Annotated in this window: 23 protein-coding genes; 6 read left to right on the plus strand and 17 right to left on the minus strand. The window is 49.1% G+C overall.

Annotated elements, in window-relative coordinates:
- Positions 1-20: 20 nt before the first annotated feature.
- The 5 genes from ACXAG2_RS10390 to ACXAG2_RS10410 all read right to left on the minus strand — a co-directional run bounded on the left by ACXAG2_RS10390 (position 21) and on the right by ACXAG2_RS10410 (position 5431).
- A complete protein-coding gene (locus ACXAG2_RS10390; protein ID WP_474866664.1) occupies positions 21-2321 on the minus strand; it encodes a TonB-dependent receptor in 2301 nt (766 codons plus the stop codon).
- A 260-nt stretch (positions 2322-2581) separates the two neighbouring features.
- Entirely contained in the window at positions 2582-3004 is a 423-nt protein-coding gene (locus ACXAG2_RS10395) for a VOC family protein (protein WP_474866667.1), read from the minus strand.
- Positions 3005-3006: 2 nt separating this feature from the next.
- Entirely contained in the window at positions 3007-3780 is a 774-nt protein-coding gene (locus ACXAG2_RS10400) for an SDR family NAD(P)-dependent oxidoreductase (protein WP_474866670.1), read from the minus strand.
- Between the two features lie 8 nt (positions 3781-3788).
- Positions 3789-5117, minus strand: coding sequence for a histidinol dehydrogenase (gene hisD, locus ACXAG2_RS10405; RefSeq protein ID WP_119499553.1), 1329 nt, complete (start codon positions 5115-5117; stop codon positions 3789-3791).
- Between the two features lie 26 nt (positions 5118-5143).
- Positions 5144-5431: an antibiotic biosynthesis monooxygenase family protein gene (locus ACXAG2_RS10410; protein ID WP_349582765.1), complete on the minus strand. Its 288-nt coding sequence runs from the start codon at positions 5429-5431 to the stop codon at positions 5144-5146.
- Positions 5432-5671: 240 nt separating this feature from the next.
- Here ACXAG2_RS10410 and ACXAG2_RS10415 point away from each other — a divergent pair, with 240 nt between their 5' ends.
- Complete coding sequence (locus tag ACXAG2_RS10415; RefSeq protein WP_474866674.1) at positions 5672-6598, plus strand: NAD-dependent epimerase/dehydratase family protein; 927 nt, start codon at positions 5672-5674, stop codon at positions 6596-6598.
- A gap of 241 nt (positions 6599-6839) precedes the next feature.
- Here ACXAG2_RS10415 and ACXAG2_RS10420 read toward each other — a convergent pair whose 3' ends face one another.
- The 8 genes from ACXAG2_RS10420 to ACXAG2_RS10455 all read right to left on the minus strand — a co-directional run bounded on the left by ACXAG2_RS10420 (position 6840) and on the right by ACXAG2_RS10455 (position 13874).
- Positions 6840-9041, minus strand: coding sequence for a TonB-dependent receptor (locus tag ACXAG2_RS10420; RefSeq protein ID WP_474866676.1), 2202 nt, complete (start codon positions 9039-9041; stop codon positions 6840-6842).
- Positions 9042-9209: 168 nt separating this feature from the next.
- Positions 9210-9767, minus strand: a complete 558-nt coding sequence (locus tag ACXAG2_RS10425; protein ID WP_474866882.1) for a glycoside hydrolase family 3 protein — start codon at positions 9765-9767, stop codon at positions 9210-9212.
- The gene (locus tag ACXAG2_RS10430; RefSeq protein ID WP_474866678.1) at positions 9701-10018 is read right to left on the minus strand and encodes a hypothetical protein; all 318 of its coding nucleotides are present in this window, start codon (positions 10016-10018) and stop codon (positions 9701-9703) included. Before ACXAG2_RS10430 ends, ACXAG2_RS10425 begins: the two co-directional genes overlap by 67 nt.
- Before the next feature lie 23 nt (positions 10019-10041).
- Entirely contained in the window at positions 10042-10653 is a 612-nt protein-coding gene (locus ACXAG2_RS10435) for a fibronectin type III-like domain-contianing protein (RefSeq protein WP_474866680.1), read from the minus strand.
- Between the two features lie 36 nt (positions 10654-10689).
- Positions 10690-11127 (minus strand): glycoside hydrolase family 3 protein, encoded by a 438-nt coding sequence (locus tag ACXAG2_RS10440; RefSeq protein WP_474866682.1) that lies wholly within the window; start codon positions 11125-11127, stop codon positions 10690-10692.
- 19 nt (positions 11128-11146) lie between these two features.
- On the minus strand, positions 11147-11503 hold the full coding sequence (locus ACXAG2_RS10445) for a glycoside hydrolase family 3 C-terminal domain-containing protein (protein ID WP_474866684.1): 357 nt from the start codon (positions 11501-11503) through the stop codon (positions 11147-11149).
- A 109-nt stretch (positions 11504-11612) separates the two neighbouring features.
- A complete protein-coding gene (locus ACXAG2_RS10450) occupies positions 11613-12692 on the minus strand; it encodes a nuclear transport factor 2 family protein (RefSeq protein ID WP_474866686.1) in 1080 nt (359 codons plus the stop codon).
- Positions 12693-12875: 183 nt separating this feature from the next.
- On the minus strand, positions 12876-13874 hold the full coding sequence (locus tag ACXAG2_RS10455; protein WP_474866689.1) for a LacI family DNA-binding transcriptional regulator: 999 nt from the start codon (positions 13872-13874) through the stop codon (positions 12876-12878).
- A 306-nt stretch (positions 13875-14180) separates the two neighbouring features.
- Between ACXAG2_RS10455 and ACXAG2_RS10460 the strand changes: the two genes are divergently transcribed.
- Positions 14181-15104: a nuclear transport factor 2 family protein gene (locus ACXAG2_RS10460; protein WP_474866691.1), complete on the plus strand. Its 924-nt coding sequence runs from the start codon at positions 14181-14183 to the stop codon at positions 15102-15104.
- A 30-nt stretch (positions 15105-15134) separates the two neighbouring features.
- Here the strand turns inward: ACXAG2_RS10460 and ACXAG2_RS10465 are convergent, their stop codons facing one another.
- The 4 genes from ACXAG2_RS10465 to ACXAG2_RS10480 all read right to left on the minus strand — a co-directional run bounded on the left by ACXAG2_RS10465 (position 15135) and on the right by ACXAG2_RS10480 (position 20191).
- Entirely contained in the window at positions 15135-15485 is a 351-nt protein-coding gene (locus ACXAG2_RS10465; protein WP_303573316.1) for a DMT family protein, read from the minus strand.
- 111 nt (positions 15486-15596) lie between these two features.
- Complete coding sequence (locus tag ACXAG2_RS10470) at positions 15597-17921, minus strand: TonB-dependent receptor (RefSeq protein WP_474866695.1); 2325 nt, start codon at positions 17919-17921, stop codon at positions 15597-15599.
- Between the two features lie 607 nt (positions 17922-18528).
- Positions 18529-19140, minus strand: a complete 612-nt coding sequence (locus ACXAG2_RS10475; RefSeq protein ID WP_474866698.1) for a LysE family translocator — start codon at positions 19138-19140, stop codon at positions 18529-18531.
- Positions 19141-19240: 100 nt separating this feature from the next.
- The gene (locus ACXAG2_RS10480) at positions 19241-20191 is read right to left on the minus strand and encodes a LysR family transcriptional regulator (RefSeq protein WP_474866700.1); all 951 of its coding nucleotides are present in this window, start codon (positions 20189-20191) and stop codon (positions 19241-19243) included.
- 63 nt (positions 20192-20254) lie between these two features.
- Here ACXAG2_RS10480 and ACXAG2_RS10485 point away from each other — a divergent pair, with 63 nt between their 5' ends.
- The 4 genes from ACXAG2_RS10485 to ACXAG2_RS10500 are packed head-to-tail and all read left to right on the plus strand — an operon-like array spanning position 20255 to position 25569.
- Positions 20255-22321 (plus strand): TonB-dependent receptor, encoded by a 2067-nt coding sequence (locus tag ACXAG2_RS10485; protein ID WP_474866702.1) that lies wholly within the window; start codon positions 20255-20257, stop codon positions 22319-22321.
- A 4-nt stretch (positions 22322-22325) separates the two neighbouring features.
- Positions 22326-23468, plus strand: coding sequence for a PepSY-associated TM helix domain-containing protein (locus tag ACXAG2_RS10490; RefSeq protein WP_474866704.1), 1143 nt, complete (start codon positions 22326-22328; stop codon positions 23466-23468).
- Positions 23469-23500: 32 nt separating this feature from the next.
- The gene (locus ACXAG2_RS10495; RefSeq protein WP_474866706.1) at positions 23501-24217 is read left to right on the plus strand and encodes a response regulator transcription factor; all 717 of its coding nucleotides are present in this window, start codon (positions 23501-23503) and stop codon (positions 24215-24217) included.
- Entirely contained in the window at positions 24214-25569 is a 1356-nt protein-coding gene (locus ACXAG2_RS10500; RefSeq protein WP_474843987.1) for a histidine kinase sensor domain-containing protein, read from the plus strand. The genes ACXAG2_RS10495 and ACXAG2_RS10500 overlap by 4 nt, the downstream gene beginning before the upstream one ends.
- Positions 25570-25581: the final 12 nt, after the last annotated feature.

A 25581-nucleotide genomic window follows, 5' to 3' on the forward strand; every position in this document is an offset into this window, starting at 1 on the left:
GGTTTTCTCTTATCTGTACATCAGAAGTTGTACTTTGCTCTGACCCCGTAAGTACGGGGTGCTTTTAATGCCGCATAGGTAGCCGATGATGCGGGTCGTGCTATCGCTGTAGTGATCACTGTTTCATCAGTAATGTTGTTGCCGTATAAGCTTACCGACCACGCACCGCCGTTATCCAGAGTGAATGATAAATCTGTTACCCCCACAGCATCCTGCTTCTGGGAATCCTGATAGCCAATATCCACATAGCGCTCTGTTTCGTAGTGATGCCAGATTGAACCCACCAGATAGAGCCCGTTACTGAGTTCGAATGTGTGTTCATACCCCAGATTCAATGTCCATTCAGGGCTGTTGAGTGCCGGCTTCCCTGAACAATCCACCACCAGACTCGCACCACTTTCATCTGCGGTTGTTGCACAGGTGGTTACTGTTGTGTCTGCTCCTGCTCCGTCATAGATGAACTCATCGTAACTGGCATCCAGATACTGAATATTCGCTTTCAGCAAACCGTAATCGCTGACAGCATACTGAATATCTACCTCTGCCCCCTGCATGGTGGCAGCACCGGCATTACGGGTGAGAGAACCAAATGCGCCGGACGGTAAGTAACCCAGATAAGTTACCTGCTGATCTTTGTAGTCCCAGTAAAAAGCTTCAATGTTCAGCTGTAGCTGATTATCCATAAAGCGATTTTTACTACCGGCCACCAGCGCGCCGATTTCTTCCGGCTCATAGGAGTTATCGACAGAGTCAGCAAAGAAGCCGCCCGATTTAAAGCCGGTGGTGTAGTTCACATACAGCATGGAATCCGCATTCACATCGTATTCAATTCCCGCGCGGTAGGTGAAGTTATTGAAAGAGCGCTCGTCTTCAGCCTGCACAGTGTCGGGCGTATTGTTGAAATCGTATAAGTCATATGTTTCCAGCGTCAGCGCGGACTGACGCACCTGCATCTCTTTTTCTTCTTCAGTGAAACGTGCACCTAAGGTAAAGCGGAGGTTATCAGTGGCCGACCAGGTCATCTGTCCGAACACCGCCTGACTGTCTGTGCCTAGATCAGAGTAAACATACTCACCAGCCGGCCCCCATAGCGAAGCAGCAAAGGAAAAAGGTGCCGCCCAGGACATAGATTTTTGATCTTCAGCGTAAATAAATGCACCCGCAACGTACTTAATTGCGCCGGTATCGTTTGAGGCGAAGCGCATTTCCAGTGAACTTTGCCTGTTCTCATCCTGATTGATGACCGGAAAGCCCGGCAGGTAGAAAGTGGTGTCCGGCTCGGCCACGCGGTATGAAGGAATAACCGTCAGCGTACCGCTGTCGAAGTGAGCGTTGATAGTAGCGGACACCCCCCAGAAAGTACTGTCCTGATAGCCTTCGTAATCAACGCCCTCGTCAGCGTCATAGAAATTGAAGGTCTCAAAATCCATGTAGGTACTGACAAACTCTGGGCGGCTGAGGAAAAAGGCGGTGGGTTGGGAAGCATCAAATGCCGCTATACTCACCGGATCGGCACCACCAATCCGCTCATCAATTGCCGGCGCGCCGTCAGAGATCAGCACACTGCCCGCACCTTTGCCGCCAGCCTTGTAGTAGTCACCACTCAGCAATACGTCATATTTGTCATTGGGGGCATACAGGTAGTGTACCCGCAACGCTTTACCGTCTTCGTCATCATAACCGTCGGATAAATACCCGTCGCGGCTGACCCACTGGCCGGCAATGCGCAAAGCTGAGTTGTCACTGACCGCAACATTCACTGCGCCCGCCAACTGGTGTGAATTATAATTACCAGCACTGCCGCTTATGTAGCCTTCGGTATAGCCCAGCTCGGGTTTACGGGAAATTACATTGATAGCACCGCCGGTAGCATTACGACCGTACAGCGTCCCCTGAGGTCCTTTCAGCAGTTCCAGTCGCTCAAGATCGAAAAAGGTGCCAACCACAGAGCCCGGACGGCCAATGTAAACGCCGTCATAGTTAAAGGCCACCGCGTTCTCGGCAAACGCGTTCGTTCCCTGTGTACCCACACCCCGTACGTAAAAGGCGTTCCCTGTGCCGCCGGTCTTGTTGATTTGCAGTGCAGGCACTAAAAATGACAATTGATCAGGCTGCGTGATACCGCTCTTTTCCAATTGCTTTGTGGAAATGGCCGATACCGCCAGTGCCGCTTTCTGGACATTCTCAGTGCGGTGCTGGGAAGTGATTTCAATAACCTCCAGGCCAGACTGAGCGTTTTCATTGTCTGACTGGGCGTAAGCCGGGGTCACGGCAGCAGCGACAGCCAGGGCGAGCATGGTAGGGATTCGCGTTTTGTTCACAGGTTTGTACTCCAGGTTCTCTCATCCGTTTGTGTAACGCCGGGGCGGTTTTATTATCCTGGCGACAAAATAGTTCGCCAGCCAACCGCTTTGAGCAATCACAATTGATTAACAACATAACAACAATAGAGAAACGGGAGAATTAAATTAAATCGTCATTACCGATGCCAGATATTCGTAACGGCAATAGTGAATTCCGGGCGAAAAAAACGGCAGTGTAACAATCACACTGCCGTTACGGCCAACAGAAACGCAGGCAGTCAGCTTCTGTTTTCTTCAACAAATTCAATAAGATTCCCTGCACAGTCACGAATAAAGCAGCCTTTACCAAACTTCTCCCTGACCACGAAAGCAACATCCGCCCCCCGTGCTTCCACGACGTCGAGGAAGCGTTCCAAATCAGGTACTTTGAATGCTACATGCTTATTGCCGTGGGTCTTTACATCTTGTGGTGGGTGTCGCCTTTCTTCAGGCAACGAAGCCGCCCCTTCCACTTCAAATATTTCGAAGCGCAGGTCGCCCCGTCGTACCATGGCCACCTTCGCCTTTGCAGCTTCAATGTAAAATTCCCGCTCGGTGGCGAAGTCCAGCACGCTGGCATACCAGGCTTTTGCCTGCTCAAGATCAGGCACACTTACACCGCCATGATGAAATGTAAATTCCGGTAATACGTTAACAGTCATATTTACTCCGCTGTCCAGCCACCATCAACTACCAGGCTGGTACCAGTCATTAATGCGGATGCATCTGATGCCAGAAACAATGCCGCGCCCATAAGATCCTGCACTTTCCCCAGTCTGCCGATTTTGATTTTCTCAAGCACAGAAGCCAGAAAGGCTTTATCTTCAAAGAATGGCCTGGTCAGCGGCGTTTCGATAAACGTAGGGGCAATAGTGTTTGTGCGGATCCCGTGCGGAGCGAGATCAAGAGCCATTGCTTTATTCATGCCTTCCAGTGCCCATTTCGATGCACAATACAATGAGCGGTTAACGCCGCCCACATGGCCCATCTGCGATCCGATGTGAATCAGCGACCCTTTGATGCCACCTTCAATCATGCGCTGAATACAGGACTGTGCGACAAAATAGGCGCTTTTCACATTCAGATTAAGTACCGCATCATAGTCGTCTTCGGTGACGTCAGTGACCGGTTTCGGCCGGTTGGTACCGGCGTTGTTGACCAGCACATGAAACGGGTCGTGCCGTTCGAAAAAATCGCGCACCGCGTTAAGATCACTGACATCCAGCACCTCTGCCTGCGCTTTATCTCCCCGCGCACAAATCGCCTCTGCCGCAGTTTGAATTTCGCCGGCCGAACGGGCAACCAGTGTTACCGACGCCCCGGCTTCCGCCAGTCCGGCGGCAATGGCCAGGCCAATGCCCCGCCCAGCGCCGGTAACCAGTGCCCGTTTACCCTCCAGACGAAAGTCCGGTAATGCCGGTAACGTACTGTTTGTCATAATGACTCCTAAACCTTCGTTTTTGCGGTGGGTGTAACCGTTCCGGCATACGGCACATCAATATTGCCGTAACGACGCACCCGCAGGTTTGCCTGTTCACCATGACCGGCAAAGCCTTCCAGGCCACACAGACGCGAGCAATATTCACCGATTAATGCAGATGCCTCGTCGGTAACCACTTTTTGATAGGTACAGGTTTTAATGAATTTGCCGACCCACAACCCGCCAGTATACCGGGCCGCTTTCTTCGTTGGCAGCGTGTGGTTGGTGCCAATGGCTTTGTCGCCATACGCCACATTGGTACGCGGACCAAGGAACAGCGCGCCGTAGTTAGTCATGTTCTTGAGGAAGTAATCCGGATCAGCCGTCATCACCTGCACGTGCTCACTGGCAATTTCGTCAGCAATCTGCACCATTTCTTCGTAGCTTTCTGCCACGATGACTTCACCGAACGTTTCCCACGCTTTACGGGCATGGTCAGCAGTAGGCAGAATTTCCAGCAGACGCTCAATTTCTGCCATGGTTTCTCTGGCCAGTTTTTCTGAATTGGTCAGCAACACACCAGGACTGTCCGGTCCGTGCTCTACCTGACCAAGAATATCAGTAGCACACATTTCACCGTCTACCGACTCATCAGCAATGATCAGGGTTTCGGTAGGACCGGCAAATAAGTCGATACCTACACGTCCATATAACTGACGCTTCGCTTCAGCAACGAACGCATTCCCCGGGCCAACCAGAATATCCACACCACTGATGGTTTCTGTGCCCAATGCCATTGCGCCGATAGCCTGAATACCACCCAGCGCATAAATTTCATCCGCACCGGCCAGTGCCTGCGCCGCAACAATGGCAGGAGCAGGTTTGCCTTTAAAAGGTGGGGCGCAAGTTATTACACGGGGAACACCGGCCACTTTTGCGGTGATAACCGACATGTGAGCGGAAGCCAGCAGCGGATATTTACCACCCGGCACATAACAACCGGCAGCGTTTACCGGTAAATTCTTGTGTCCCAGAATCACTCCGGGCAGAGTTTCTACTTCTACATCTTTCATGGAGTCGCGCTGAATTTGCGCGAAATTACGCACCTGCGTCTGGGCGAATTCAATATCTTTCAGATCTTGCGGGGACAGCGAGTCCATACATGCCTGAATTTCTTCCTTTGTCAGCCGGTAGTCTTCTCTGTCCCAGTTATCAAACTTAACGGATAAGTCGCGGATAGCCGCATTGCCCCGCTTTTCAATGTCTTCAAGTGTCGCTTCTACAATCTCGCGTACTTTGCGGTCAGCATCTGCTTTAACCTGCGCTTCCGCGCCCCGCTTTAACCAAATAGCCATGGTGGTCTCCGTTACAAATAGGGTAATTAAAAGCCGTCTATCACTGTTCTGGTGTGAACCACCGCCGGCGGGGCAATAAAGAACTCAGACACCAGCGACCGCCAGGCTGCAAAGCCTTCAGACTGCCGGAAAGTTTCCATATGCGCTTCGACAGAGTCCCAGCGCACCAGCAAAACATATTCGCCTTCGTTCTCAATCACTGCATCCAGAGCAAAGCTGTGGCAACCTTCTGCTTGTTTGAAGTGTTCCACAGCCAGAGAGACCGCTTTTTCAAACCGGATCTTGTTCTCAGGAGAAACGACCAGTCGTGCCATTTCTGTCACCATATTTTCACTCCAAAATTTTCAGATTAATTGCTTTGTTAATTTCAGGCATGTTTTCCTGACAAACAAATTCACGCAGTCAACAGGTATAAATCAGTGAGTGTATTTATAAGAAATTAGGGCGTGAAATCCGAATCGGATTTATTAATAAAATGTATCTGGAAAACGAATATTTACGCTTTAAAAGGTGTTTTATTATTTGTATCCACAATGAGAAAAAGGTAAATACAAATGAAAAGAGTGGTGGTAACCGGCGCAGGCGGTTTCGTAGGGCAAAAGTTATGTGACGCTATTCTGGCAAAGCCGGACTGGCATTTGATTGCCATTGATATGGTATTGCCCGATTTCCTGAAAAATCACGACCGGGTGGCGGCATTTGAAACCCCTTTTTCTGATGAAACCATGCTGTCAGAAGTGTTCTCATCGCCCTGTGATATTCTGTTCCACCTTGCAGCCGTTCCCGGCGGTGCAGCAGAACAGAACCCTGCACTCTCCAAAACGGTGAACCTGGATGGCACACTGACCCTGTTTTCAAAAGCGTGCGAAAATGGTCACCGCCCGCGTATAGTGTATACCAGTACGATAGCAGTCCTCGGCGCTCCTATGCCTGACGTGGTAGACGACAATGCCCCGATTGTACCTGCTATGACCTACGGCACGCATAAGGCCATGATTGAATTAGCACTGGCTGATTTTTCCCGCCGCAAACTGGCCGATACAGTGACAGTAAGGCTGCCCGGCATTGTCGCCCGTCCTCTCGCCAAAAGCGGCCTTAAATCGGCTTTTCTGAGTGATGTATTTCATTTGCTCAAAGCGGGCCAGCCTTATATTTCCCCGGTGTCTGAACAGGCAACCATGTGGCTGATGTCAGTGAACCAGTGTGTGAACAACCTTTTGAATGCTGCCGTGCTGGACAGCTCACAAATGCCGGTAAGCCGCGTGGTTACGCTACCTGCAGTGAGAACCAGTATGCTTGAGTTGGTAAGGGAAATAGCCTCGCAGACAGGCGCGTCTGAAGAACTGGTGAGCTGGAAGCCGGATGCAGCACTGGAAGAAGGGTTTGGAAAACAGCCGCCTTTGTTCACGCCAGCTGCAGAGCATGCGGGATTCCGCCACGACGGTGACATTACGGCACTGGTGAAAAACACGCTTTTGTAAAATTATTGTTTTACCCTTGTAAAGCTATTGGTGTGGCGGTATATTCGGTACATCTTACAGACGGGAGACATTCCAAATGATGTATTTTCTTTGCGATATTTTAACGATGTGCAATCCGGAAATTATTGAAAAAAATGAAGATGCGGAATCACCGGAAATTTCAGAATCGCCGTCATCATAATTGCGAAAAGAATTAAAAAAAGCAGCTTTATAAAGCTGCTTTTTTGATTTCTGCATACCGTCAATAACGGTATGTGAAATTTAAGCCGAAGGTTCGGGGAGAAGTAACAAAACGTCTGTATGCCGGAAATACATACGTAGTTTGCGCCTCGTCTTCAATATTTCTCACCCACAGCCCCAGCGTCCAGTCTGAGTCAGATTCATAACGAATACTTGCATCGGTACGGGTGAAGCTTTCCTGCCTTGCTCCGGGCACATAAAACTCAATGGAAGTCATATAGTCACTGGAGTAATTCATTGTAATGCCCGCAATCAGTGAGCCGCTGTCAAGATACCAGCTGTGCTCATACCCTAGCATCGCGGTAAGCTCAGGCGCGTTGACCATTTCCCGCCCTTCAAGTTGATAAGGGCCGCCGTCGATAAACGGGTTGACCGGTAACTCTGTTTCGCCATATTCGGTGTTCATATAGCTCATGGATACTTTCAATCTGCCGGCATCTGACACAATCCAGTCAAATGTCGCTTCCGCACCGTAAATAGAGCTGTCTCCGGCATTCAGCACCACGGGGAAAGTAGATATCTCGCCGGTATCACCAACGGGAATATTTTGCAGCGTAGGCACCTGGTAATCCATGTAGTCATAGTAGAACACGGCAAAGTTGGCTTGCAGGTGATTATCCAGCAGCGTGTTCTTCATACCGGCTTCGTAACTGATCAATTCTTCCGGGTCGAAATCCGTCACCGGCACTGTGGTATTAACGCCACCTTGCTTAAACCCGGAGGCAATATGCGCATAGAAAAGCTGATCGTCGCTGACATCATATTCTATACCCGCTTTCCACGTGACAGAGTCGTCTTCAGTGGTCTGACTGTCGGTTTCAAGCTGCACACCCTCGGGATCATACAACTCATAACTGTTCTCCCGGGTATCATTACTGAAACGCAGGCCGCCTGTCAGGCGCAGGGTATCCGACAACGGATAAGTCATCTGTCCGAAAATGGCTTTTGTCTCACTCGGGGCGAACGCCTGATTGTAAGTATAAATAGCATCACCCAGTGTCAGCTCCTGTCCGTCACCGCCCACATCCCCCTGACTTTTCAGGAAGTAGCCGCCAACCATCCACACTACGTCCGAGCTGGCCGGTGAATCAAGGCGTACTTCAACGGTTTTGTAATCTGCATTACCGGTATTATCGTCGTAACAGTCCGATGAACCACAGGCGAAGAATACATCCGGATCGGTAATACCAAACAAGTGGCTGGTTTTCTCGGAATTTTCGTGATTTGAATAAGCTGCAATCACATTGACTGTGGCCCAGTCAAAGTCCTGACTCGCCTGCAATGAATAGGTAACCGAGTCACGCTTGTTGAGGCCGGGTTGATGATACTTGTCGTTTGTCCACGGGTCGTCGGGATTGTCAGTCACCCAACCATCCGGGGCGAATGCAGCGAGAAACGGCGGAAATGTGAGGTTACCTTCCCATCCTTCTACCGGCACTGTATTTGCCGCATTGCCTTCATAGGTGGATTTCTCGTATTTCAACAACACGCGGGTTTCATCAGAAGGCACATACAGGGCTTTTACCCGTAACGCTGACGAATCATCTTCCATACTGCCATCACTTAAATAACCATCCCGGCTACTTTTATATCCGGCAACACGAATGGCAAAATCGTCGCTGACGGGTAAATTAAGTGCGCCTTCCAGACGTTTCATACTGAAATTGCCCAGTTGTGCAGTGACGTATCCTTCTACGTCACCCAACACCGGGTCGCGGGTGATAACGTTCATTGAGCCGCCGGACGCGTTTCTGCCATACAAGGTTCCCTGCGGCCCCCTTAATACCTCGATTCGTAAGATGTCGAAAGTCCCCGCCTGCACAGATTCGGTTCTGCCGGTATACACACCATCAATCAGCGTTGCCACTGCCGGGTCGGCGAAGGCAGGATCGATCTGGGAACCCACACCACGAATAAATACCTGAGCCCCTTGGGCAATGCCCTGCACTTTCACAGACGGTGTACCTTTAATGGCAGCATCGTAAGAACTGTCGCCGCGGTTGGTGATGTCATCGCCACTCACTGCGCTGATGGCGATAGCGGTATCATTGATGCTCTGTACCCGCTTCTGCGCGGTTACTTCAATCACTTCCAGTGTTTTATCGTCATCTTTCTTATCTGTTTGCGCAGCAGCAGTACCGGCAATGCCGGACAATGCCAGCACAACCGCACTGGCAAGTGATGTTCTTTCATTAGTTCTCATATCTCGTGTCCTTGCTGTTAACGAATCTTCTTGCCACTTATGGGAGCGCTCCCATAACGTTACAGACAGGAGCGTCTATGGATGATTATTAAAAATCCTGTTTTACATTCCCAATAGAATTAACAAATTAAAAACATTTGAGTTACAAATACCCGCTAATTTTGGAAATTACCGTGGAGAGCTCAGAATTAGCCTGACCAGCGGCAAAGCAGCGGCTTCCAGGTCTTCTCTGGAAATCTGTCCCGATTTGAGCCCGTCAACGAAGTATTGGATTTGCCCCGGAAAGCCCGGCATGAAAAGGTTGTTACCGGCAAGCAGCCCTTCATATGAATAAATCCCGTCACCTTCCCAGTCTGTCATGACCACACCGTCGTAACCCCATTCACCCCGCAGAATATGGGAAATGAGATCTTCGCTGGCAGCGGTATAGGTGCCGTTTACAGCATTGTAGGCAGTCATAATGGCCCGCGGATTTGATGCCGATAGCGCAATTTCGAAGCCTTTGAGGTAAATATCCCTGAGCGCACGCTCAGAAACCACGGTATCGATACCATCAAAGCGATGAGCTTCCTGATTATTCGCTACCAGATGTTTCAGTGTTACACCTACCTGCTGACTTTGCACGCCACGGGTAACAGCCGCCGCCATTTGCCCGGAAATCAGCGGATCTTCGGAATAGTACTCAAAATTTCTTCCGTTGAGCGGGTTACGCTCGGTGCCAGCCAGAGATCGACCTGATGCAGCCGCGCTTCCTGACCCACGGCCGCCCCCATTTTCTCAGCCAGAGGCACATTCCAGGTTGAGGCCACCAGTGTTCCGACAGGAAACCCCGTTGTTTTGGCTTCCAGCCTTAAACCTGCAGGACCATCCGCCAGAGCAAGACTAGGTAAACCTAAACGTTTAATGGTCGCGGTTTGCCCTGCGGCTCCCTCGACGACCTTTGAAAAAGGACCAAACAATGATTTCTCTGAACCCATTCCCGGCCCTACAAGCAGAGCAATTAGTTCCGTGTGAGAGAATTGTGCAATGTACTGTTTAAGCAACGCGGTATTGCGGCTGACATCTGCAAATGAAATTTCTGCCTGCTCAGTAGTCTCGCCGCTAAGATCAATAGTGGCTTCACCACACGACGGGTATTCAGGTGATTTACCGAAACAAGCGGTGCATGTTTAACAGAATTGCCTGCAAAGAAGCTGTAGCGTCCCGGCTCAAGCACATACGCTGATGCGGATGTATCAAATGACGCAAGATCATTCATTGCGACGGTAATGGTCAGCGTCTGACTTTCGTCAGGCTGCAGCAAATTGGTTTTGGCGAACGCTGCCAATACTTTTTCAGGCTGCTCCAGATTGCCGTCCAGCTTGTTTACGTAAATCTGAACCACTTCCTTACCGGCCACTTTGCCGCGATTTGCAACCTTAACAGTAAAGATACTTTCACTGGCACGGTTCTCCACAGACCCCACTGTGATATCGAACTGTGTATAGGAAAGACCAAAGCCGAAGGGACAACGTACCGGTACACCAAACGTTTCGAAGTAGCGGTATCCAACGTAAATATCTTCCTCATATTCCACAAAATAGCGGTTGTTGACCGGTCGTTCGTATTCCACGCCTTTTGCCGGCGTTTTGTGGTTCGGAATAAATCCCTAATATTCTATCTCCGTGCCGTCAGCAACCCGTTTTTCATAGCCATCAACAAAGCCGCCAAAATTTGCTGATGACGGATAATCCTTATAGTTGAAGGCGATACTGCTCGTCAGCTTACCGGAAGGATTGATATTACCCGTGAGGATATCTGCCAGGGCATTACCGCCCTCCATTCCGGGTAGCCAGGCAATTAATACCGCTGACGGCTTAAAGCGGTCAACCCACGACATGTCGACAATGCCGGCAATATTCAGCACCACCACCACTTTATCGAAATGCGCTGATACCTGACCGAACAATGTTTCTTCCTGAGGGTTGAGCAAATAGTCGCCGTCCATTGTCCGGTCTTTCCCCTCTCCTGAGGGGCGGTTAAGCACAATCACCGCAGCATCATTAGCTTTTGCAGCCTGTGCTAACAACGAATCTGACAATGGCATTTCCGGCACCCGCACGGCGTCACTGCCCGGCGGACCTCCGGGCTTTATCTTCTTTCTCAGATCTGGTCTTCTCAAAATAGTCTTTGTACCTGACTGTCAGGCTTTGATAAAGGGTGATGCCCGGCTGTTTCTCAAGCCCGTCAATCAGATTGACGGTATAAGGCGCATTCACATATCCTGAGCCGGTACCCACATGCAAATAATCTTGCTGGGCGATACCAAACACCGCCAGCCGTTGATTGTGACGAAATGGCAGTACGCCGTCGTTTTCCAGCAGAATGATGCCTTCTGAGGCAACTTCTCTGGCAAGTTCAGCATGCAATAAAGGTTGCTCCTTCGCATTGGCAGACATAGCACTGGCAAGCGAAAAAAGCACAAATAGCGCACACCGTGTGAAGGGCGCTAAGCAAACACGAAAAATAGTCATAGATAGTCTTATTAAAAAGCAGGTCAGATTAAAACGCCGCCGGCGGGGCGGCGATAACTCAATAACTGAATGTTTCTGAAAAGGTGTAGTAAGGTTGAGGAATGGCCGGATAAATCGTTGCGGCTCGTTTCATACTGTAAGATGGGTAGGAATATTCAGGTTTTGAGAAACCATCCGGCATTTCGCCGTCCCGTTCTCCGGTTTGCACCATGCCTTTCTTCTCAAAATCCAGCCATTTATCATCCAGCTTGGGCGTAAAGTCATACGCCATTTGCAAATGCCAGATTTTCCAAACGCCGTTTTCGTTAACGAAGTCGGCGGCATATTTCTCCCAGAAAAACGTACCGTCAACACGTGCGGTACCACCTTCAAATTCAGTGATTAACCCCATGCCCGGTGAATACCAGATCCCTTTCGCTGTTTTACCGTCACCCGCCACCTCGATGACAGGTGTCGTATTGGTATGCATCACCCACTCATGGCCTGCGCCAAGATTCGCTTCTGTCACTTCGATGTCCGGATAAATTTTGGCAATCTTCTCCAGCGCTTTTTGACGGTTATCCTGATTTATCCTGCCATAAGCACCTTTGATGGTGTTTATGCCATTCATTACCCAGGCAGGGCTTGAGAACTTAGCCGTGGCCGCATTGTCACCATATTCGTCTACCCATATCGCGGTGATTTCCTCCAGATTTAATGCAGCGGCGTGATAGTAAGCATGCTTACTCATCACATTTTGAACTTCCCACATTGCCAGCGCCCGTTCAGCGGCAGAAATGGATTCACGGGGGTTCATTTTTGCAGACATCATACGGTCGAACTGTCTGAACTCGGTAACGGTCAGCTTGCCGTCACCATTTATATCAATGCCCGGAGGAGCCGGATTCTCATCAAAATCGGCTTTAGTAACAAAACCCCGACCTTTTTCAAACATGCCGAAGGACGATGCTGGCAACCCTGCATGTTGCCACTCTGCACGGGACATTTTTCCGTCGCGGTTAGTATCAACCGCTTCCAGTACCGGACTAAAATCAGCGTTAGCAACACTCACGCCGGCTCCGGGTTCTGCTGAAGTCGACGCACAGCCAGCTAATATGAACTGTCCTGCGATAAAAGAACTTAAGATTATGCGTTTCATCGTAATGCTCCTTGTTCACGCCGGGAGCAGTAGGAATCCCCCGACAGATAGCTAATTGGGATCGCTCCCAAATTTAAAAACTTGACGATGAGACTACTTAAAACTCAGTGATCGGAAAAATCCAATAAACGAATTCAAAACATTTGATTAACAAATATTGGTAAGGAAGTACTCAGAAGAGCATTAAGAGGGAGACTTCAATGATGAACGGTATCTCAGTTCACCTTTAAAATAGACTGGCGAGGTATCGGGCTGCTCTGTACGCTGTGACGCCAGCACATAGTTTACAATTTCATCGGTGATCTGACCCAGAGGATGAGCAAAACTGGCAAGAGAAAACGTTCCCCAGCCAGATATCGTCACATCGTCAAACCCAATAATCGATATGTCTTCACCCGGCGTAAGCTGAAACTCATTCCGGCACACTTCCATGCAGGCCAGAGCCATGTGATCGTTTAACGCAAAAATAGCATCTGTATCAGGGAACCGGGTTAACAGGCGGCGGGTAGCCAGTTTTGCTGATTCAAACTGAAAGTTGCAGTTCTCACCCACTACTTTTGCGCCGCCCAGCTCGCATATTTTGTTTGCGAACGCGCTCACCCTGCGCCGGGTAATCACACTCTCTTCCAGTCCTTTTAATACACCGATGAACCGGTGACCAGCCTCATAAAGCGCCGCCGCGATTTGCTCAGCACCATTAATGTCATCGGTACTGATGCACTTGCAGTTTTCTACCGGGTCCACACTGTTAAACATGATTGTGGGTATACCCGCTTCAGCACAAGCCGCAGCCGTCATTGTAGCACTGCGACTGGAAGCAAAGATGATAGCATCCAGGCTGTAGTTGCGAATTTCCTCGAGGGTCGGATCATCTCCACGTTCACCGTGTGTCACAAATAAAACAATTCTGTATCCCTGAGATGCCAGCTTGTCTGACAGCAACTGCACAAAATCAGGATAAAATTGATTATCAAGCTGGGTAATCGCAACGCCCACCAGAAAAGAACGCTTTATTGTGAGAGAACGCGCGGTAGGATTAGGACGATAATGCAGCGTTTTAGCCGCGGCCAGAATTTTTTCCCGCGCCACCGGAGACACCACTCCACCATTAAAGATCCGCGAAACAGTAGACTTGGAAACACCAGCCAGTCTTGCAACATCTTCTCCTGTTGCTCTGCTCATTTTTCTGACTGTTTTTTTATTATCCGATGACACCCGCCACTCCGACCCTTATCTGAGGAATCTGTTCCCTTTCACTTTATTCTACACGCTTCGCGGGCAACAAGAAGAACGGCATCCATAAATTGGATTAACTTCATAAACATTACCAATTTGATAACATTTTAATTACATTGCAATGTATTTCGACAGGTTTGACATTGCGACTTGACATCGCAACAGCATGGGAGCGCTCCCACAAGTATTTAGAAAGATTTATCAACGTATTCTCAAATTGTGCCCGACACAAATCAACGTTAAGGAAAGATAATGATTAATTCATCAGTAAAAGCAGTCGCTATGGCAGTGCTGCTCTCTACCACCACCGGCTTTATGGCGTCTGGGGAAGCTATGGCGGACAACAGACCGGTTATCAGCAAAGGTGAGCACGCGTACATAGCCCTTCAGGTGCAAAACGTGATGAGCAAACATGCCTATCTACATGCTGCAGGTATGAACCTTGAAGAAGTCGACATCCTTTGGGTAGATGCGAAAGGTAAATTTGCCGATTCTGCCGTTTTTGCCAGCCCGTTGTGGGTGATGGACGGCTTACAAACTGTGCGCAATGCTTATGGTAAAGAAAATCAAAGAAACCGTGAACTGGCATTAAAAGCCATGCAGAAAGTGATGCCGGAACTGAAACTGGAAGAATCGAATCTTGGCGCCGGTCATGAATGGGCGATGCATACCAACACCACGCCGGTGATTGAAGTGGCCGGTGACGGTAAAACAGCGAAAGGAATTTGGTACTCACCGGGTATGGGCTTGATGGCCAATATTGAAGGCGACGACGCTAAAGTTGGCAGCGTCTTTTTCTGGGAAAAATATGCCGGCGATTTCATTCTGGAAGACGGTAAATGGAAGATCTGGCATTTACAAATGGCCTACGATTTTACGCCCGGCCTGCCTGAATCGATGATTGAGAATTTATCAGTGATTAATGGTGCGGCCGATCACGAAGAAGACACCGGCCCCATGCGTGAAGCCGGAGAACGCATGGAAGGACTGCCGCCAGGCTTTAAAAAGCCGGCATACTCGTATCCTATTTACTCGCCATCACGTCCTGGGTTGATTTACCCAAGAATTCCGGAGCCCTACTACACCTTCTCAGAAACATTCTCGTATTGTAACTGTGATGACACCAGCTATCCGGATAATTCCGGCACCTACGGCATCGTGGCCATTAAAAAGTAACTACGCCGGGGGCTGGTAATTGCCAGTCCCCTAACTGAATTTGCTTCTGAAGATGAAGTACACCGCCCCCACCAGGCACAACCCGGCCCACAGATAATCCAGCTTTAACGGCTCTTTAAGATAATACAGAGAGAAGGGGACGAATACGCTCAGGGTGATCACTTCCTGAATGATTTTGAGTTCACCAACCGACAATACCGTAAAACCAATGCGGTTTGCCGGCACCTGAAACATATATTCAAACAACGCGATGCCCCAGCTCACCAGCGCTGCAATGATCCACGGCTTGTTGTTCAGTTCTTTAAGATGGGCGTACCAGGCAAAAGTCATAAACACATTACTGCAAAGCAGCAGACCAATGGAAATAACAACAGGGTTCATAGTGAAAATCGAATAAAACGAGAATCGTTATATTCTGGTGAAGTAATCTCAAACACGCACTATTTTTTGGCGCAAAAAAGCCAACTCCCGGCGAGTTGGCTAAGGATGAGATTAAAACGCCCAGGAGGCTGCCAGGCCAAGAGAGCGCACTGAGTTGAGCCCCCAGGTTTGGTGAATTGAAGTTAAGCCACGGTTATTTTCACCGGCATCAAAGGCCATAGAGACGGGGTATTTCTCATCAGTACAGTTATTACAGAATACCCACACTCGTAAGCCCTCATCGGTTTCAAAACCAGCGCTAATATTAAATGTAGTGATGGCATCCAGTTCAGTTGAAGGCGATGCAATACCGTAATTAATATCAGACCGGTAATATACGCTGGCATTCAGGAATCCGTAGACCGTAGCCGTGATTTCCTGCTCGTATTGCGCTTTCAGCGTGGAAGTGAAATCTGCCGCCAGTGGTGTGGAATATCCGGATGCATCGAAGAAAGCATCATCCGGACCACACTCCGTTGAGTCCGGTGTACAGGATGCCTGTGCAAATTCATCGAAGGTTGAATCTAACAGGGCTGCGTCCCAGTAAAAGGTCAGGTTATCACTGGCCAGTGCTCTTACTGAAATTTCAGCGCCCCGCGAGGTTACAGTAGCAGCATTCTGTATGATAAACGCCTGAGCATCGAGATTAAACGACTGCGCCTGGTAATTATCAAAATCGGTATTAAACACAGACACATTGAAGATCACCTTGTCATCAAGCACTTTGCTCTTAAAGCCCGCCTCAATGGTTGTCGAAATTTCATCTTCTACTGCGAACGGAATCGCTTCGTTATCCTGATTGTCGGTATTGAAGCCCGGCGCTTTGTAGCCTTGTCCTACAGAAACATACATCATCAGGTCCGCGTCGTACTGATACTGAGCGCCAAGCTTCCAGCTCAGATTAGTGTTATCTACCGATTCGTAGAATTGACCACGGGGTCCACCGATACCTACAAAATAGTCTTTCTGCATTTGCAGCACATCAGATGAGACCTCATCCTGCGTAACCCGTGCACCTGCGGTAGCAGTAAGCTTATCCGAAAGATAAAAATCGAATTGCCCGAATGCGGCATAACTGGTTTGCGTCAATGTAGTAACAGAGTCATTTCCCAAAAAGACATCGTTGCTATAAGGACAGCCCGGCGGCGGACCAGAAATCTCAGCTTCCACACAGAATGGGAAACCAACGGCCACAAACGGTGGCGGCCCCTGCACTTCCAGACTGTTTGTCATGTTCGATTCTGAATCAAAATAGAATAAGCCCACCTGACCGGAATAGTTTTCAGTGGCAGGTAACACCAGACGCAACTCGTTAGAGAACTGTTCATACTCGTTTGTGTTCGGGTTATTTACGATATCAGGCAATGATGAAAAGTCGTTATGTAAGTTAGCGTCACTGTCGAAGTAACGCCATGCAGCAATGTTGATAAGCTCCATACCGTTATCAAATGCGTAAACCACCTCTCCCTGCAGACCACCGGTTTCTACGTCCATAAACATTTCACCATCGGAATTGTTGGTCATGTTTTCCGGTCCCGCTACAATATTATCTGCCTCCAGCAGCGCAACGATCTCACTGTCAGGATCAACTGCACGGAACGTTCTGGCATAGCGCTCTCCGGTGCCTTCATTCTTATTGTAATCACCAATAAAATAGAGGCTCAGCGGACCATCTTCATACAGATACTTCACCTTAATCCCGGACTTTTCCTGATCTAAATCCGTGCGTTCAGTATTGGGATAAACGTTGTCAATAATACTGTCTTGCATCGAATACAAGGCGTTAATACGCAGAGCAGAATTTTCGGATACCGGCAGATTAATAGTGCCCTTGGCAATTTTACCCGTAGCATCTGTTGGCGTGGTATCTCTTAAATTGTATTCAAACGAAATATTGCCAGAGGTTTCATCAATTACAGGGCGCTTTGTCGCAATATTGACAAGACCTGCAGACGCATTTTTACCAAACAGTAATCCTTGCGGTCCGTTCAGTACTTCCACTGAGGCGATGTCGTTGAAGGGCTGGCCGGCCAGCGCATTTCGGCCCAGGCTTACACCGTCAATTGCCAGCGCTACACTGGGGTCGATAGTCTCGGCAAAAACCTGGGAACCTATGCCACGAATGGCGTAGGTGTTATCCTGCCCCACCTGCAGCGTGGGCGCCAGAGCCGAGAGTTGTGTCAGTTCATTGATATTCTGTTCTGCTAGATCAGAGCCATAGAGCACCTGCACACTCACCGGGACTTCCTGCAGATTTTGTGTGGTTCGCTGCGCTTCCACAAGGATAACTTCAAACCCCTTAGACTCTTCCGCTTCAACAGCATCCTGGGCGTAAAGCACCGGACTGGCGATCGCTGCTGCCAGCGCCGTTACTTTGAAAATTTGCGTGTTTTTCATTTTGGTTTCCTGTTTGTCTTCACCTGCAAATGCCATTAGCCGGGTTACCGCGATCTTTGCTGCGTTTCACCATGCCACCGGACATTACTCACATCGCCTTTGTTAAACCCGTGTTCCTAATGACACATTCGATTAACAAAAAAACAAAATACAGGATTTCCCGCTATCTAAAACGCGAACTTAATGATGAGAGGTATCAATGAAATTAATACCATTATAGATAACAAGAATTTTAAAATATAAGAAAGAAGAAACGGCACTCAGATTGTACCCTCTTGCAGCGCTTTCACTGCTTAACCTGCGGAACTGGCTGTATGTCCCATCCAGGTATGAACAGAGTAGAATCCGGGGGCTCTCTGAAATACTTGCTTCAGGCCGAAGACAATAACTGAAACTCAGGGGAAACGGTTGCGAAAGTGAACATAAGGGAAGTCCGTTTTCGCAACCGCTATGGGTGACACGCAGGTCTGACGACCTTCAAGACTCAACTGGAATGATAAGCTTATAGTCACTGTGATAATATGACTAAAATGCTGGCTGATTAGAAATTGATTCTTTAAATAGTATCAATTAAAAAGTGCAATGCTGATTTCATTTTTTAACTTTCTTAAAGTGACACCGCTTTTACTGCCAGTAAGATCAACACCCCGCCAGTGACTTTATCAATAATGCCTGCTTTGGCCTGAATCCGTTGTACTACCGCCTGACTGGACATTACCACGGCAATCAGCGTGTACCAAAGCCCGTCAATTAATGCAGGGGTTGCAACGATAACCGCTGTTTCCGCCATGTTGCCCGCCACACCGATAAACTGACTGAACAGGGCAATGAAAAAGAGCGCTATCTTAGGATTGAACAATGATATTGCCAGGCCATCCCCCGCTGCTGCCAGCGCAGAGACTTTTTTGCCAGACTGCATTTGCGCCTGAATGCCGCCTTTCGACATCAGCGATTTTACACCAAGCCAGGCCAGATACCCGGCTCCCAGCCAGGTGAGCGCTTTAAACAATACGGGCGAATGTTGCAGTAACACGGCCAACCCTGAACTGGTTAATAACGCATAGAAGAAAACACCTGACGCATGGGCCCATGCAGTACAAAGCCCGTTAAAGCGCCCGCCAGACAGCGCATGTTTAGTCACAACCGCCAGACTCGGACCGGGAGACATGGCTCCCAACAAACAAACAGAAAATAAAGTGAAAAATACAACGATGGTCATGATGCCCCTCCAATTTCCTGCATTGTAGAAGCATCATAAGCATAACTGGAAATCATAATATTTCATCATAATTATGATTTAGGGTAATACCGCAAATCAATCAAAGTTGGATTGAGCTTTCGCAATGGGCAATCGCGTCTTTTACCTGCTCCCGCACCCATTTATGTCTGATGTCGTTATCATATTTAGGATGCCAGATAAGCCAGTACTGGTTTTCGTCAACGTCGAAAGGCAGTGGCTTATACACAATATTCCAGCTGTCTCCCAAACTCTCAGCAATGTGCTCTGGCATCACCATTAGCCCGTCGAATACTTGCAAATGGCTTAATGCCGCATTGAAGAAGGGCACCCGCAAATGAACCCGGCGCTGTAAGTCTTGCTGCCGCAGAATGTCATCAACAAAGGTATCTTTGTCAGCCCCACCGGTAATTTTAATATGCGGATAAGCAATCAGGTCCTTTACGGTGACATGTTTTTTTGAAGCCAGTGGATGTGACTGGTGCATCACCAGCACCGAATGGTCCGCGCCAATGCGGATACCAGAAATGCCATCCGGCTTTTGCGGCAACATGGTGGAGGCGATATCGATATTGAGTTCGTGGAGCCGGTGAATGTATTCGGGCTCCCATAGTCGCAAACTCACCGCCAGATTTGGCGCCTGCGTATTGAGCCGCTTGCATACGTCCGGCATGACATACTGGGCGACATAATCACTCGACGACAGCACCAGCTCGCCAAACCAATTTTCAGGGTCGAATACGGTTTCAGCCAACAGCAAATCGAAATCGTCCATCAGCGTGTCGAGCTTCGCTTTGAGCATTTCGGCTTTGGGCGTGAGGATCAGCTGGTTGCCATTTCGCACCAGCAACTCGTCCTGCCAGATATCCCGAAGCTGTGCTAACTGCCTGCTCACCGCTGACTGGGTGATATAAAGACGTTGCGCTGCTTTGCTCACATGGGCTTCCTGCAACAATACATGTAACGTACGAAGCAAGTTGAGGTTGGTATTTCTGAGCATGATAACGGGCTCTGGTGCGACATTATGTCGCATTGTAGCAGACCCTGTGAGAAGGAATAATCCGCGCTGATTTTTAAACTTTCGGTCAGAGATTTTATGCCTTTCAAAAACGCCCGCTTTCTTCCTGTTTCTCCCGTTTTGCTTTTTCCGCTTTCCACTTTGTTTATCGCATTATCGCTGAACGCTCAGGAAACGGATGCGACAAATGCAGACAATAGCCGCAAAGGCGACATAAGCTTTTCTGTTGGTGAACGGATTAAAGTGACAGCGAAAGCATCTGCAGACGCCAGCCGGATGCTTACCTCTGTAGACCGTTTATCCGGAGATGCGGTTCGTCAGCCAGATATTGATTATGCCTGGCAGCTGGCGGGCAGAATGCCCGGCGTGGTACTGACCGAATTTAACCAGGGCACCACCAGCGGAAAGCTCTCATTTCGTGGATTTAACGGCGAGGGCGAAGTGAATGCGGCCAAACTATTAATCGATGATATTCCGTCAAACGCAAACAGTGGCAACATGCCCTATCTCGATATGATCCTGCCCATCGAGATTTCCACCCTGGAGCTGGTGCGGGGCACGACTGACCCACGCTACGGCCTGCACAACATTGCAGGCAATGTGAACTTCATTACCCGCACCGGTGGCGATTACACCGACGCAAGACTGTCTGCAGGTAGCTTTGGCAAGTATGATGTACAGGCAGCACTTGGAGACGAATCGGGTGATTTCAGCCAGAATTACGCCATTGGCTACCGGGAGGGTGACGGATACCGGGATCATGGCGAGTTTGACCGCACCAGTCTTGCGGGCAAATGGGGTTATGCCATTTCCTCTACGTTGTCTGCAAATGCCAGCGCGCGTTATTACGACAGCGATGCGCAGGAAGCCGGATACCTCACCCGCGAAATAGCCTATTCAGACCCACGCGCCACTAACAACTATAACGCGTCAGATATGGGTACCCGGGAAATGCAGCAATACAACCTGGGACTGCACGGCGAACCAGCGAAGAATGTTACCTACAAAGTGACCAGTTGGTTGAACAAGCTTGAAGACGACCGCTATGTCACTTTTTCGGCCGGAGTCAGCCAACAGAACCGTTACACCGAAGAAGAGCATTACGGAGTGCAGGCTTCGGCAACTTATACTGTTCGTAATTCAGGTCTGAGTGGTCTGTTTTTCGAAGCCGGTGCCAGCATAGAGGGACAAGACAATATTTCCGCCCGCTACCTGAGTACCAACCGTATCGCCGATACCCAAACCAGAGATCAGCATTTCAGACTTCGTGTTAAGGGCGCGTACATTCAAAGTGAAATAGCGCCGGCAGACTGGTTGCGTATCACCCCTGCATGGCGGGTAGATAAAGTCACCGGTGATTTTGAGGACCGGTTAAATAATGTGACGGCACCAGTAAATGACTACGGTACGATTAGTCAGCCCAAACTGTCTGTGGCGGTATTACCCACAGATGCCATTACCCTGTTTGCTAACTGGGGGGAAACCTTTCAAATTGGTGTGGGCTCAGGCGCTTATCTTCTACCGCCTCGCCAGACCAATCTGGAACCTTCAGTAAACCGTGGCTGGGAAGCGGGTATCGCCTACAAACCAGATGCCAGCACGAGTGCCCGCCTTACGCTTTGGAATCAAACGGCCAGCGGCGAATTGAAACGTCGACTGAACGATCCAAATGGTGATTTTGAAAACCTGGGGGCCACTGAACGGCAAGGTATTGATTTGCAGGGTGCATGGTCGCCATCGAAAGATTTTTCTCTGTGGGCAACGCTAGCCTGGCAGCAAGCCGAAATTGAGACGCCCTCTCCGGATCAACCCGAACTGGCGGGCAACGATATTGATCATGTTCCCGAGTGGGTTTACTCTGCCGGTGCCGATTATTATCTGAATGAAGAAATCATGCTGTCAGCGGTATTGCGTGGCCAGACAGATTACGAACTGAACTCTGCCAATAACGCCGGAACATTTGGTGATTTCACTCTGCTGAATCTGCTTGCCCGATACAGCGTGTCAGAGAACACCGATGTGATGCTGGAGTTGAAGAACGTAACTGATGAATATTATGAGTATGTTTGGTGGGATGGTAGCCAGAGTCTGCATAGTCCGGGTGAAGGGCGCGCCGTCGCAGTTTCAGTCATGCTGAAGTTCTGACGACATGGGCATCAACTGGCGAAAGGTTCACAGACGAATCCACCTGTGGTTGGGTTTATCTGTGGGAATAGTATTTACCGTCATCGCGCTTTCCGGCGCGATACTCGTTTTTTATAACGAACTCGACAGCGCCTTAAATTTACCCGCCAGGCAGCCACAACAAGCAGCAGCCTCGCCAGACTATGACACAGCACTTAAAACACTGCGTGCAGCCTATCCTGATAAAACCCGTTCGTGGCGCTTTGAAGTCACGAACGACGCTTATGTTATTCCGGCCCGCTATTACAATCCCAAAGAGACGGCAGGAGAAGACTTTGCACCTATGATGGTGTGGCTAACCGCCGATGGGACCACCGTTTTACGGCGTGACTTCTGGGGGCAGTATTTCGTTACCTGGATTTACAATCTGCACTTTCGTTTATTGCTGGGTAAAACCGGCGGCATCATAGTGGGATACCTGGGGCTTGCATGCACATACTTGCTGATAAGTGGCTTGATTGTCTGGTGGCCCAAACGGGGACAATGGGCGAGGCAACTGCGTTTTAAGCGCAAGGCGAATAAAATCGGGCTGCTATACGACTGGCACAAAACCCTGGGTTTATTCAGTGCTATTCCGCTTCTTCTGCTCTGCATGACCGGCGTCATGCTGGCACTACCTAATGAATCCCGCTTTGTGCTGGAACCTGTTTTTGGCCAGTCGCAGTACGCCAACTTTACCTCTGAGAATGCCACGTCTGCACCACCCGTCATTTCTCCGGCACAGGCACTGGGTATCGCAAAACGGGCTTTGCCTGACAGTAAAGGCGCCTGGATTGAAACACCGGATGCCGGAGGCCCCCGCGCGCACTACCGCATTCGTTTGCAAGTATCAGGCGACCCTTCCCGCCGCTTTCCTCACAGTTATGTTTATATCGATGGTGTGTCCGGAAAGGTACTGGAAGTGTTTGACTATCAGCAACAAGGTGCGACGAATACCATCATGAACTGGCTGCATCCGTTACATGACGGCACCTACTTCACCCTGGCAGGCCGGATTTTGTGGATACTTACCGGCGTGCTGACGCTGGCGCTTTTTGTACTGGGTTTCTGGCGCTGGATGCTGCGCGCCCGCCGCCGACATATTGATAATAATTATCATTTAACTTAAATTGATGCTTTGTTCAGGTTAATTGGATAAGTATGTCTACTCCCCCCGAAACTATTTCCTATTCTGATGGCAGACCCGGCATACTCGTTATTGAAGATGACCAGTCTCTGAATGATCAATTATGCGAATTTCTGAACAACCATGGCTATCTGACGACACCCTGCTTTCGCGGGGATGAAGGTCTCAATCTTGCAGTCTCCCGTACATTCAACCTGATCCTTCTCGATATCATGCTACCAGGCCAGGATGGCCTCACTGTATTGAGCATTCTGCGTAGCTGTAATGACACGCCAGTGATGATTTTATCCGCCAAACATGCAGAAGAAGAACGTATTCGTGGCCTGAGCGCCGGCGCTGACGACTACCTGTCAAAGCCATTTAATACAGAAGAATTGTTATTACGGGTAGATGCCATCCTGCGACGCTCTATGAAAGGAAATTCGCCACAATATGGTGAGTTGCAAATCGATGATTTGATAACCGTTAGCAGGCAACAGGAAATTTTTGCAAACGGGCAAGCATTGCAGCTTACACCCACTGAATATGGCCTTTTGACTACCTTAATGCGAAATCATACTCAGGTGCTCAGTAAGGTATTTCTTTATCAAACCATTTTGCACCGCGCATTCAGTCAGTACGACCGGAGTTTAGATATGCACATGAGCAGAGTCAGAAAAAAGCTAAGCGGGGCCGGATGGGATGGTAGCCGCCTGCAAACCGTCCACGGCAAAGGATATTGCCTGAGATGAACCGGATATTGTTCTGGAAGTTATTTCTTATTGTCGGCACGGGAGTGGTCGCGCTTTTCTATCTTATTGATATCGCAGTGACGCAAATTGAAAGTGACATGAGCATGTTGCAGGAAAGTGATGTCACCCGGCTCAATGCGTGGCGTGACAGCGCTGAAAAGCTCCTTGAGGCCGGGAATGATGAAGCACTTGAAAAATGGCTTTCTGAACTGCAGCGAAAGGAAAATATCTGGGCTGCTGTCACGCGGGCGGAAATTACACACCTTGCAGGAAATACGTCCCGCAGAGATGAATACACTGGCTACAATATGGGCCGGAGTACCGAATGGCAAATTCACTTGTATTTAGATTACTTTCCCATTATGGAGCTTCCATTCTCGGACGAAAAAACCAGTCTTTTGGTTGAACTGCCTGAGCGGATGAGGCCGGGCTCATACTGGACAATCACGCGGGTCTCCTTGCAGGTATTTTTGCCTCTCATTTTACTGATTACGCTGAGTTATGTGCTTTACAGACATATTATGTCTCCCCTGAAAACGCTGGAGAAAGCCACCCGCGCATTCAGTGCCGGAAAATTTGATGTCAGAGTAAGAGAGCATTTAGGTAAGCGTGATGATGAGCTGGCGCACTTATCCACGACTTTCGATAAGATGGCAGACAGAATTGGGGACTTAATTATTCACCAACGGCAGCTAATTACGGATTTATCACATGAACTGCGTACACCGTTGACGCGGCTCGACATTGCCATCGAAAACCTGCTTACCAACACCCCCCGTTCTCCACAAGAAATGCAAACCAAACTGACACGGGTTCATAGAGAGTCTCAGCACATACGCAAGCTGGTCGACGATACGCTAACGTTGTCCTGGCTAGAAAACGAAGCGCCGGAATTACGTAATGAATCTATCGACTTAGTATCTTTGCTCGATGTGCTCATCGAAGATGCCAGATTTGAATTCCCTGATCGCCAGATAATTGGCTCACTGCCAGAAGAAGCAACGATTTATAATAGTAACCATCGTGCACTGGGTCAGGCCGTAGAGAACATTTTACGAAATGCTCTGCGCTACACGCCGGCCGGAAAAAGCGTACATCTTAGCCTGGAAAAAGCAGTGGATGGTTACCGCATTACAATCATCGACGAAGGACCGGGCGTGCCCACCGAATTCCTGAATGCCATTTTTCGCCCGTTTTTTCGTGTAGATAAATCAAGGCCTGCAGAGAGCAACAGCTTCGGACTAGGTTTATCACTTGCTGAGCGACAATTAAAAGCCATATCGGCCGCAGTATCAGCATCTAATGGCGCTGGTTCAGGTCTTATAATGACTGTGGATTTACCGCAAATGTAACAAATGTAAAAG

The organism is Alteromonas sp. ABH4_456 (assembly GCF_056160645.1).